Raw genomic sequence first — 2,315 nt, 5'->3', positions numbered from 1 at the left:
TGCGCGGCCTGATCTACAACGGCGGCACCTCGTTCCTGATCGGCCTGCTGTTCGGCGATGTCACCGGCTCATCCGCCGTGATCTTCGCCTCGCGCAGCGTGGTCGAGGCCTCCTATTCGCGCGAAGCGGAGACCGCCGCCGACACCTTCGCCATCGAGATCATGCACGCGCTCGGGCGCTCGCCGAAGCCCTCGGCCGAGCTGATGTTCCGCATCACCGGCAAGGAAGGCGGCTCCGGCTTCACCATCCTCGCCAGCCACCCGCTGACCGAGGACCGCCTCGCCCGCATGACCAGGGAAGATCGCGCCGCCAGCGGCCCGCCGCTGCTGACTGACACGGAGTGGCAGGCGCTGAAGGGCATTTGCGGCAGCGGGAAGATCTGAGCTTCCGCGCTATCGCGTGCCGTAGGCGCGGTCGCCGGCGTCGCCAAGGCCCGGCAAAATAAAGCCGTTCTCGTCGAGACCCTCGTCCACCGCCGCCGTCCAGACCGGCACGTCAGGATGCAACCCGCGCAGCCGCTCTAACCCTTCCGGTGCGGCGATCAGGCAGGCGAGGCGAATGTCCTTGGCGCCGCGCTCCTTCAGCCGGTCGATGGCGGCGACGGCCGTGTTGGCGGTGGCGACCACCGGCGTCACGACGATCGCCAGCCGTTCGCCGAGGTCGGACGGCGATTTGAAGAAATATTCGACCGCGGCAAAGCTGTGCGGCTCGCGGTAGAGCCCGATATGCGCGACGCGGGCGGTCGGCACCAGATCCATCATGCCGTCGACGAAGGTGGTGCCGGCGCGCAGCATCGGCACGAATACCAGCTTCTTGCCGGCGATCTTGGCCGAGTGCATCGTCGCCAGCGGCGTCTCGATGACGGTATCGGCGAGCGGCAGGTCGCGCGTCACCTCGTAGCACAACAGCATGCCGATCTCCTTGATCAGCTCCCGAAACGACTTGGTGGAGATGGATTTGTCCCGCACCAGCGTCAGCTTGTGCTGCACCAGCGGATGATCGACGATCGTGACGCCTTCCATGATCGGATGCTCCTGAAATTCATCAAGTGAATGCGGTAGGGCGGCAACTGCGAGCTAGAAAACCGTGCCGTCGCTGATCACCTTGAGCGGCGGCGAGCCGTCGGGACGGCGTGCAAAGGCGATGGCGCGACCCGCTGCCCAGGTGCCGCCTTCCAGGATGCTGGCGAGCGGCAGGGTCTCAGGCGTGCGGCCGAGCTTGATGCGAACCAGGCCGGCAAGCCGATCCAGCAGCGCGACGGTCAGCGCGCGCCACTCCACGACGAGCAGGGAATCCACCGCATGCGCGCGCCCGGCATCCGCGGCATCGCGCAGGCGCAGCACCTCGTGATCGACGAACAGGCCGCCATTGCGGTATTCGGCAAGTCCGGTCAGGCCGTCGATGTCGGTGACCGCAAATCCTGCGCGCTGGAGCGGTTCGATCAGCGAATAGCTCAGCCATTGCGACAGCTTGTGCAGCGGCACGAGGCCGGCGGTCGTATCGTCAGCCTTGATCGCCGGATGGCGCCAGCAATCGCCGAGCGGAATCCCCGCAAGCTCCAGCCGCGACGGCCAGATCGGCCCGAGCTGGTTCAGCACCGCGGAGAGAATGGCCGGCGCGGCGATGGCGCCGCCGACAGCCTGCGCCGCGATGTGGTCGAACAGGCCGCCGGGCCGCGGCGTATCGTGCAGTCCAAAGACCTCTGGACGGTCCGCCACCTGCCTGCCCAGGCGCCGCAGCAGATCCGTGCGTCCGTCGAGGCCGAGCAGCGGATTGGCGTCGCTGACCTGAAACGCAGAGGTGAGCGCGGCAAGCGGCAGTTTTGCGAGCACGTCCGCGTCGGCCCTGAAAGGCGCGCGGGCATCACCGGAGAAGAGGCCGCTTGCGAACATGTCGAGGCTTGCGATGGCGAGCCCCTCGGATCGGCCGATGCTTTCGCCCGTCACCGCGTCACGATAGCGCCAGGCTGCGCCGGCGCCGGCGTCGAGCAGCACGCTGACGATGGCAAGGTCGAACTCCGCGCGCGCCCGCGCGGCGCGATCCGGCCATGATGCGGCGTCCGCCAGCCGCGCCCAGCGATCGACGCCGCCGAGCACAAAATGCCGCCAGCGCGCATGGAAGGGCACGTCCAGCGTCGGATAGGCTTTTCGCGTGACCGCGAGCACGGCATCGGCAACGCCGTCCATGCGGTCGAGATCGATCGTGAAGTGGTTGAGCCCGCCGGCAAGGCCAAGCTCGAGCATCTGCCCCGCGCGTGCGCGAACCGCTGTTGCGGTGAGCAGCGAACGGGCCTGTTGTTCTCCAGTGTTCGCCAT

The 2,315-nt window shown here is 67.8% G+C and carries 3 protein-coding genes; 1 reads left to right on the top strand and 2 read right to left on the bottom strand.

The features are described 5' to 3' along the window. Nucleotides 1–383 (top strand): M48 family metalloprotease (locus AC1D00_RS37105; protein ID WP_477014084.1); only part of this gene is annotated, 383 nt, incomplete at its 5' end. 9 nt (nucleotides 384–392) lie between these two features. Here the strand turns inward: AC1D00_RS37105 and upp are convergent. After that, a complete protein-coding gene (gene upp / locus AC1D00_RS37100; protein WP_027548356.1) occupies nucleotides 393–1,022 on the bottom strand; it encodes a uracil phosphoribosyltransferase in 630 nt (209 codons plus the stop codon). Nucleotides 1,023–1,076: 54 nt separating this feature from the next. Further along, nucleotides 1,077–2,315, bottom strand: a 1,239-nt coding sequence (locus AC1D00_RS37095; protein ID WP_477014083.1) for a URC4/urg3 family protein, incomplete at its 5' end; no start/stop codon positions are given.

The sequence above is a fragment of the Bradyrhizobium sp. P2_E8 genome (assembly GCF_056403875.1).
The sequence above is the reverse complement of the archived record's forward strand: the minus strand, read 5'-3'. Positions and strand labels throughout refer to the sequence as shown.